This is a genomic window from Streptomyces sp. AB3(2024) (genome assembly GCF_041862025.1).
Lineage (GTDB): Bacteria > Actinomycetota > Actinomycetes > Streptomycetales > Streptomycetaceae > Streptomyces.
The window spans coordinates 1-7991 of the sequence record NZ_JBGWAB010000218.1; the positions used below are offsets into that span (position 1 = coordinate 1).

General features: G+C 74.1%; 6 protein-coding genes and 1 pseudogene. 2 read left to right on the plus strand and 5 right to left on the minus strand.

The window, feature by feature from the left end; translation table 11 throughout:
• Window positions 1-126 precede the first annotated feature (126 nt).
• Window positions 127-1563: an MFS transporter gene (locus ACEPPI_RS38875; protein ID WP_373919976.1), complete on the minus strand. Its 1437-nt coding sequence runs from the start codon at window positions 1561-1563 to the stop codon at window positions 127-129.
• Complete coding sequence (locus ACEPPI_RS38880; RefSeq protein ID WP_373919977.1) at window positions 1560-2531, minus strand: trans-aconitate 2-methyltransferase; 972 nt, start codon at window positions 2529-2531, stop codon at window positions 1560-1562. The genes ACEPPI_RS38875 and ACEPPI_RS38880 overlap by 4 nt, the downstream gene beginning before the upstream one ends.
• Before the next feature lie 78 nt (window positions 2532-2609).
• On the opposite strand from ACEPPI_RS38880, the gene ACEPPI_RS38885 reads away from it, so the two are divergent.
• Window positions 2610-3206: a helix-turn-helix domain-containing protein gene (locus ACEPPI_RS38885; protein WP_373919978.1), complete on the plus strand. Its 597-nt coding sequence runs from the start codon at window positions 2610-2612 to the stop codon at window positions 3204-3206.
• Between the two features lie 64 nt (window positions 3207-3270).
• On the opposite strand, the gene ACEPPI_RS38890 is transcribed toward ACEPPI_RS38885, so the two are convergent.
• Together ACEPPI_RS38890 and ACEPPI_RS38895 are read right to left on the minus strand one after the other, a co-directional pair.
• A complete protein-coding gene (locus tag ACEPPI_RS38890; protein ID WP_373919979.1) occupies window positions 3271-3972 on the minus strand; it encodes an MBL fold metallo-hydrolase in 702 nt (233 codons plus the stop codon).
• 159 nt (window positions 3973-4131) lie between these two features.
• Complete coding sequence (locus ACEPPI_RS38895) at window positions 4132-5496, minus strand: dipeptidase (protein WP_373919980.1); 1365 nt, start codon at window positions 5494-5496, stop codon at window positions 4132-4134.
• Window positions 5497-5993: 497 nt separating this feature from the next.
• Between ACEPPI_RS38895 and ACEPPI_RS38900 the strand changes: the two genes are divergently transcribed.
• Complete coding sequence (locus tag ACEPPI_RS38900; protein WP_373919981.1) at window positions 5994-7187, plus strand: geranylgeranyl reductase family protein; 1194 nt, start codon at window positions 5994-5996, stop codon at window positions 7185-7187.
• A gap of 87 nt (window positions 7188-7274) precedes the next feature.
• Here the strand turns inward: ACEPPI_RS38900 and ACEPPI_RS38905 are convergent.
• Window positions 7275-7843 (minus strand): annotated as a pseudogene (locus ACEPPI_RS38905) (IS5 family transposase); the annotation flags it as partial.
• Window positions 7844-7991 lie beyond the last annotated feature (148 nt).

Genomic DNA, 7991 nt, shown 5'->3' on the forward strand with positions numbered 1-7991 from the left:
CCCCCCCCCCCCCCCCCCCCCCCCCCCCCCCCCCCCCCCCCCGCCCCCCCCCCCCCCCCCCCCCCCCCCCCCCGCGCCGGTGCGGAGGGAGGTTCGGGCGCGGCAGCGGCGGCCGTGCGGTTCCGTTCACCCGATCAGGCCCGCGCCGTCCGGTACGCCCGCGGCCCGTCGGCCGCCGAGGGAGCGTCCGTACGCGGAGAGGGCGAGAGCGGTCGTGATCAGGGCGGCGGCGACCGCGAAGGTGGTCCGCGTTCCCGTGGCGACGGCCTCCGGGCCCGCCGTCGTGATGTCCGCCGCCGACGAGGCGAGGGCGAACACGGCGCCCATGACCGAGGCTCCGGTGACGAGCCCGAGGTTGCGCGACAGGTTGAGCAGGCCGGAGACGACGCCCCGCCGGTCCGGGTGGACCTCCGCCATGACGGCGGTGTTGTTGGCCGTCTGGAACACCGCGTAGCCGAGGGTGACGACCGCGAGCGGGCCCACGTAGCCGGGTATGCCCAGCCGGGCCGGCATCAGCGACAGCAGGCCGGCGCCGGCCGCCATGGCGATGAGCCCGGCGAACGTCGTCCGCCGCGCGCCGAACCGGTCCACGAGGCGGCCCGCCGGCACACCGGCCGTCGCCGCGACCAGCGGCCCCGCCGACAGGACGAGTCCGACGAGCGCCGTGTCGAGCCCGAGCGTGCGCGAGAGGTAGAACGGGCCGACCACCAGGGTCGACATCATCACCGTGGAGACGAGTGCGCTCATGGCGAGGCTCGTGCTCAGCACCGGATCGCGGAACGCCGCCGGCCGGATCAGCGGCGAGGCCGCCCGCGCCTCGACGCGTACGAAGACCGCGGCCCCGCAGCCGGCGCCCGCCAGCAGGACGAGCGTGAGCGGGCCGAAGGAGCCGCCGCCCCGGGTCAGGGCGAGTGCGTACGCACCCAGGGTCGCCGCGAGCAGCAGGGTGCCCAGGTGGTCGAAGCGGGCCCGCCCCGCCCGGGACTCACGCCGGTCGGCGGGCAGGTGCCGCTGCGCCAGGAGGAACGTGAGGACGCCCAGCGGCACGTTGACGAGGAAGATCGCCCGCCAGCCGGGTCCGGCGAGCAGCACTCCGCCCAGCGACGGGCCCAGGGCGGTGCCGATGGCCGAGGTGGTGCCGAGCAGCCCCATGGCCCGGCCGGTGGCCTCCTTGGGGACCGTCTCGCCGACGAAGGCCATGGTGAGGGCCATCATGACGGCCGCCCCCAGGCCCTGCGCCGCCCGGGCTGCGATCAGCAGCCACAGGCCGGGAGCGACCCCGCACAGGACCGAGGCCCCGGTGAACAGCAGGATGCCCGCCAGCAACAGCCGCCGCCGCCCGATGAGGTCACCGAGCCGTCCGACGCTGACGATCAGGGTGGTGACGGCGAGGAGGTACGCGAGGACGATCCACTGCACCGCCTGGAAGGAGGCGTCGAACGCCTGCGCCAGGGCCGGCAGGCCGACGTTGGCGATGCTGGTGCCCAGCGAGGACAGCAGCATGGACAGGGCGAGGCCCGCGAGTGCCCACCGCGCCGCGGGCCGTGGCCGCGTCGGCTTCATCGGGCCGGGCGCCTTCCGGCGAAGACCGTGGCGGCCGACAGCAGGAAGACGTCGGGGCGCCGCAGGAGACCCTCCGGCGCGGCCGGGTCGAGCAGCCGGTCGAGGGTGTCGGTGTCCGGCGCGTCCAGGGAACCGTCCGACGCGTCCCGCAGCCGCGTCAGCTGGGAGTGCAGGAAGTCGCGGCCCGGCTCGCCCAGGGGGGCGGGCAGGTCGAGCAGGGTGGTGAAGGCTCCCACGCCGGTCAGCCCGGCGCGGCGGAGCATCGCGGGCCAGTCCTCGACCACGGGGACGCTGCCGGGCAGGCCCGCCCGCATGGCCTGGTACCGGTCCTCCTGCAGGGCGTCGAGCCGGGTCTGCAGCCCCGGCCTGCCGAAGCCGAGGTCGCGGGGGAGGAAGCGCATCGGCAGGCCGCCCTCGGCCACGGCGAGCATCCCGCCGGGGCGCAGCACGCGGGCCAGCGCGTCCAGGGCGCCCTGCTGATCGCCGAGGTGGTGCACGGCCTTGCTGCTCCAGACCAGGTCCGCCGTGCCGAGGGCGTCCTCGGCCAGGCCCTCGGGCAGCCGGGCGTGGCGGACGCTCACCCGGCCGGCGAGGCCGAGGCGCTCGGCGCGGGCCAGGGCGCGGTCGAGCAGCGCGGGCGTGCCGTCGACGGCCACGACCTCGGCGTCCGGGAAGGCCTCGGCGAAAACGCAGGTCATCACGCCCGGCCCGCTGCCGATGTCGAGGACGCGCCGGATCCGACGGTCGGGACCGAGGAGTTCGCGCAGGCGGGCCGCGGTGCTCCGGTGGGCCGGGAGGTGCAGCTCGCCACCGGTCTCCAGGTGGGTGGCCAGGAGCTCCCAGTCGAGGTCGTCGGCGACGGTGTGGTGGGTATGGCCGTGGGAGGGGGAGCCGCCGTGCCGGTGGGTGTGGCCCGGGGCGTGGTTGGTGTGGTCGTGGTGCTGTCCGGGATCCTTCGGTGCGTTCATGCCGGGGAGGGTGCGCCCGGTGGAAGGGATCCGGCAACTCCTGTTGCCGATTCCGGGAAACCGGGGTGGAATGCCCGCATGGACACACCGGCCCCGTACCAGACGGTCCTCGACGAGGTGGCTCCCCGGCTCAAGCGGCTGCGCGCCCAGCGCGGCCTCACCCTGGCGGCGCTCTCCGAGGCGACCGGCATCTCCAAGAGCACCCTGTCCCGCCTGGAGGCCGGGCAGCGCCGTCCGAGCCTGGAGCTGCTGCTCCCGCTCGCCGGTGCGTACCGGGTCCCCCTCGACGACCTCGTCGGGGCGCCGGAGGTGGGGGACCCCCGGGTCCGGCTGAAGCCGCACCCGCTGCCCAACGGCGGTACGTTCGTTCCCCTGACCCGGAGTCCGGGCCCGCTCCAGGCCTACAAGATGATCATCACGGACCGGGGCCCCGAACCCGACCACCGCACGCACGAGGGCTACGAGTGGCTCTACGTGCTCAACGGCCGGCTGCGACTCGTCCTCGCCGACCACGACCTCGTCCTCGGGCCCGGCGAGGCCGCCGAGTTCGACACGCGCCTGCCCCACTGGTTCAGCAGCGCGGACGGGCAGCCCGTCGAGATCCTGAGCCTCTTCGGGAGGCAGGGCGAACGCATGCACGTACGGGCCAAGCCCCAGGCCCAGGAGCAAGCCTGACGCTGCGCCGGCCCGTGTCCGGCCCCCTCGGTCCGTCCGCCCGCCCGATAGTCCGTCCGCCCGCTCAGCCCGCGTGCGCAGGGGCCTCCGCCGCCGCCCGGAGGGTGAGCGCCGTGTCCGTCACCCAGGGGTCGCCGTGGCCGAAGCAGGCGACTGCCGGGTCCAGGGCGGCCAGCCGCCGGAACGAGGCGAGTGCCTGGTCCCGGTCCACGTTGAACACACCCGGCATCACCTGTCCTGCCCCCGCGACGCAGTCACCCGTGAACAGCACCCCGTGGCGCGGCAGATGGACGCCGATGCTGCCCGGGGTGTGACCGGGGGCGTGGACCACGACCGCCCCACCGCCGAACGGCAGCACCTCCCCGTCCAGGAGCTCCCGGTCGACCGGGGTGGGCGGGGCCTCGGGAACCGTGAGGCCGTGCGCGTAGAGGGGGACCTCCCAGTCCAGCAGCACCGGTTCGGGAACCGGCTGCTCACCGCGGATGACCGGGGCGTCCAGCCGGTGCGCCGCCACCTCGGCGCCCCAGCGGGCGGCGAGTTCACCGGCCGCGCCGACGTGGTCGCGGTGGCAGTGCGTGAGGACGATCAGCCCCAGCCGTTCGGGCGCGAGACCGAGGGAACGTATCGCCCCCTCGATGGCGTCGGCGGACCCGGCGTATCCGGCGTCGATCAGCGTCAGGGCCCCCTCGTCCTGCCAGAGGTAGGCCTGGCCGATGGGGAAACGCAGCATGTGGAGCCGGTTCGGGATGACTTCGACGAGTTCCATGCCGCGAACGTAGACACCCGGCCCCGGCCCCCGCACGCGACTTCGCCGGGAGCGGAGTACGCGCAGAGCGCAGGGTCCACGGGAACTCGGGGCTCCGGGCGTCCGGGAGGGCCGCCCGGCTCGTGCGTCGTCCACGGGCCGGGTCCGTGCCCGCGGGAATCAGACGCGCTTGGACTCCGCGTAGTTGACGAGGAAGAGGGCCTCGGCCACCGACAGGCGCTCCAGCTCCTCCGGGGAGACGCTCTCGTTCACCGCGTGGATCTGCGCCTCCGGCTCGCTCAGGCCGATCAGCAGCATCTCCGCCTCCGGGTACAGCGACGTCAGCGTGTTGCAGAGCGGGATGGATCCGCCCATGCCGCTGACCTGCATCTCCTGGCCGGGGTACGCGACCTCCATGGCCGCGGCCATCGACGCGTACGCCGGGCTGGAGGTGTCCGCCTGGAACGGCTGCCCCTGACCCACGACTTCGAGCTCCAGCTTCGCCTGCCACGGGGTGTGCGCGATCAGGTGCGCCTCCAGCAGCTTGATGGCATCGGCGGTGTCCACGCCCGGCGGCACGCGCAGGCTGATCAGCGCACCCGCGCTCGCGTGCACCGAGGGGGTGGCACCGATCACCGGCGGGCAGTCGATGCCGAGCACGGTGACGGCCGGACGGGCCCACAGCCGGTCCGCGATCGTGCCCTCGCCGATCAGGCCGACCCCGTCCAGCACCTTGGCGTCGGCCCGGAAGTCCGCCTCCGGGTACTGGAGGCCCTCCCACACCGCGTCCGAGGCCAGTCCGTCGACGGTGGTCGAACCGTCGGCGGAGCGCAGCGAGTCCAGCAGCCGGATCAGCGCGGCCAGCGCGTCGGGGGCGACGCCGCCGAACATGCCCGAGTGCAGGTTGCCGCCCAGCGTGTCGATCTTCACCTTGACCAGCGTCATGCCGCGCAGGGTGGCCGTCACCGTCGGCAGGCCCAGGCGGAAGTTGCCCGCGTCGCCGATGACGATGGTGTCGGCGGTCAGCAGCTCCGGGTGCGCCTCGGCGTACTGCTGGAGGCCGCCGGTGCCCTGCTCCTCCGAGCCCTCGACGATCACCTTCACGCCGACGGGCACGCCGCCGTTCGCCTTCAGCGCACGCAGCGCCAGCAGGTGCATGATGAAGCCGCCCTTGCAGTCTGCCGCGCCGCGCCCGTACCAGCGGCCGTCGCGCTCGGTCAGTTCGAACGCGGGGGAGACCCAGGCGTCGTCGTCCAGCGGGGGCTGGACGTCGTAGTGGGCGTAGAGCAGGACGGTCGGGGCGCCCTCGGGGCCGGGCAGGAAGCCGTACACCGACTGGGTGCCGTCGGGGGTGTCGAGCAGGGCCACGTCCTGGAAGCCCTCGGCGCGCAGGGCGTCGGCCACCCAGTTCGCGGCGCCCTCGCTCTCGCTCTTGGGGAACTGGGCCCAGTCCGCGACCGACTGGAAGGCCACCAGCTCGGTCAGCTCCGCCTTGGCGCGGGGCATCAGCGAGGCGATGGTCTCGGCGATCGGATTCTGGGACATGGGCACGCTCCTCGTGGGTGCGACGTTGGTGTGTGTGCCGGGGTGCGGCGAAAGTAAGGCGAAAGACAGTGCCGATCCTCGCACAGAGGGGCGGGAGGCACTCTCGCCGTAGGATTTCCACGGCATCGGAGCAACCGCGTGATCAGGAGCAGCAGCACATCGTGAGCAGCGACGACGACGTACACGGCGCAGGCGCAGGGCAGGTCGTTCGGGGGGCGGACGCAGGGACGGACGCCGGGGCGGCGACAGGGGCGGACACGGGGGCGGACACGGGGGCCCGGAAGGGTCCGGGGGACGGGCCGGCCGCGGGTGCGGTCGAGGTGACGGTGGAGGTGACGTCGGAAACGGTCGCGGCAGCGGCGGCGGAAGAGGACGCGGTTCCCGGCGGGGCGGCCGGGGAGGTCCCCGTACCGGTCCACGTGCCGGCTCCCGTGCCGGCCCCCGACGGGCTTCCCGAGACGGCCGCTTCCGAGGCGGCACCCGAGGGCACCGGAGAGGTGTGGGACGTCGTCGTGGTCGGCGCGGGACCGGCCGGCGCCTCGGCGGCCTACGCGGCGGCCACCGCGGGGCGCCGCGTCCTGCTGCTGGAGAAGGCCGAACTGCCCCGGTACAAGACCTGCGGCGGCGGCATCATCGGCCCCTCGCGCGACGCCCTCCCGCCGGGCTTCGTCCTGCCCTTCAAGGACCGCATCCACGCGGTCACCTTCTCCTACGACGGGAAGCTGGCCCGCACCCGGCGCTCGAAGGGCATGCTCTTCGGGCTCATCAACCGGCCGGAGTTCGACGCGGCGCTGGTCGCGGAGGCCGAGAAGGCCGGGGCGACGCTCCGAACGGGTACGGCCGTGTCCCGGGTCGAGCAGCACGGCGCGGCGGTGCCCGACCGGCGCACGGTCGCCGTGGTCCTGGCCGACGGCGAAACGGTGCTCGCCCGTGCCGTGGTCGGCGCGGACGGCAGCGCCAGCCGGATCGGCGCCCACGTGGGGGTCGAGATGGACCAGGTCGACCTCGGCCTGGAGGCGGAGATCCCCGTCCCGCAGACGGTGGCCGACGACTGGAAGGGCCGCGTCCTCATCGACTGGGGTCCGCTGCCCGGCAGTTACGGATGGGTCTTCCCCAAGGGGGACACCCTCACCGTCGGGGTCATCTCGGCGAAGGGCGAGGGCGCCGCGACCAAGCGGTACCTGGACGACTTCATCGCCCGGCTGGGCCTGGCCGGCTTCGAACCGGCCGTCTCCTCCGGGCACCTGACCCGCTGCCGCAAGCCCGGTTCGCCGCTCTCGCGCGGCCGGGTGCTGGTGGCGGGGGACGCGGCGGGACTCCTGGAGCCGTGGACCCGCGAGGGCATCTCCTTCGCGCTGCGCTCGGGGCGGCTCGCGGGGGAGTGGGCCGTCAAGATCTCGGAGGCGCAGGACGCGGTGGACGCGCGGCGCCAGGCGCTCAACTACGCCTTCGCGGTCAAGGCCGGGCTGGGCGTGGAGATGGGTGTCGGCAAGCGGATGCTGAGCCTGTTCGAGTCCCACCCCGGGATGTTCCACGCGGTGCTCACGGGCCTGCGGCCCGCGTGGCTGGCCTTCGCCCGCATCACGCGGGGGTCGACGACGCTGGGCGACCTGGTGCGCACGTACCCGCTCGCGCGGAAGGCGCTGCACCTGCTGGACGCCCGCCAGGGCCGCCGCACCGGCCGCGGCTGACCCGACGCGGTTCCTCCGTCCCCGCCGGCCGGCCGGCCGTCTCCCGGGGATCACCCCGCGGCCCGGATGTACGGGGCCGCGGGGCGGAGGGCGGCCCGGTCGATGGCCGCCCGGTGGCGGGTCGTAGCCCGGCTGGGGAATGACAGCCCGGATCCCACGGCGTCGTAAATGCTTTCGGATCGTGCGGGATGAATACGCGCGGTCCGCCAGGACGACCTCCGGCCGAGTCCTCGGTCTCCCGGGACCAGTACGGGGAACACGGATGCTCGCCATGACGGTCTCGAAGGCTGGCGTGTCACCCGCCTGGCCTGCGGTGACCCGGAGGGCCAGAGGCCGTGCCAGGCTGTCGCTGGCCAGGTGAACTTTCGTACTCAGGCCGCCGCGGGACCGTCCGAGTGCATGGTCGTCAGGTTCGGCCCGGTCCGGCGCCCCTTTTCCTGGCGCCGGCGGCGTGCTGGTGGGCACGGCAGACGGGTGGAGTCCACCGACACCGTCCAGCCGATGCCGTCAGCGTCGTCGGCTGCCGCCAACAGCGCAGCCAGGATCCGTTCCCAGGTGCCGTCGACGGCCCACCGTCGTCCACGGACCGGATCGGCCGGCACCAGCGGCTTGATCCGGTCCCACATCGCATCAGTGATCACTAAGCGGACAGACACGTCCGATCAACTGACGACCCGATCAAAGGGACACGCTCTAGGGTCTGTGTGATGTCGTGATCAGTCGGCGGTCTTCAGGAGGTCGTCGATTCAGATCATTGCGGCGCGGAGGTGAACGCCTGCGAGGTAGCTCTCGGGGGACTTGTCG

What these genes read in the sequence shown, in the direction of transcription:
- ACEPPI_RS38875 (WP_373919976.1), bottom strand. Translation starts at nt 1,563, where the DNA reads ATGAAGCCGACGCGGCCACGGCCCGCGGCGCGGTGGGCACTCGCGGGC.
- ACEPPI_RS38880 (WP_373919977.1), bottom strand. Translation starts at nt 2,531, where the DNA reads ATGAACGCACCGAAGGATCCCGGACAGCACCACGACCACACCAACCAC.
- ACEPPI_RS38885 (WP_373919978.1), top strand. Translation starts at nt 2,610, where the DNA reads ATGGACACACCGGCCCCGTACCAGACGGTCCTCGACGAGGTGGCTCCC.
- ACEPPI_RS38890 (WP_373919979.1), bottom strand. Translation starts at nt 3,972, where the DNA reads ATGGAACTCGTCGAAGTCATCCCGAACCGGCTCCACATGCTGCGTTTC.
- ACEPPI_RS38895 (WP_373919980.1), bottom strand. Translation starts at nt 5,496, where the DNA reads ATGTCCCAGAATCCGATCGCCGAGACCATCGCCTCGCTGATGCCCCGC.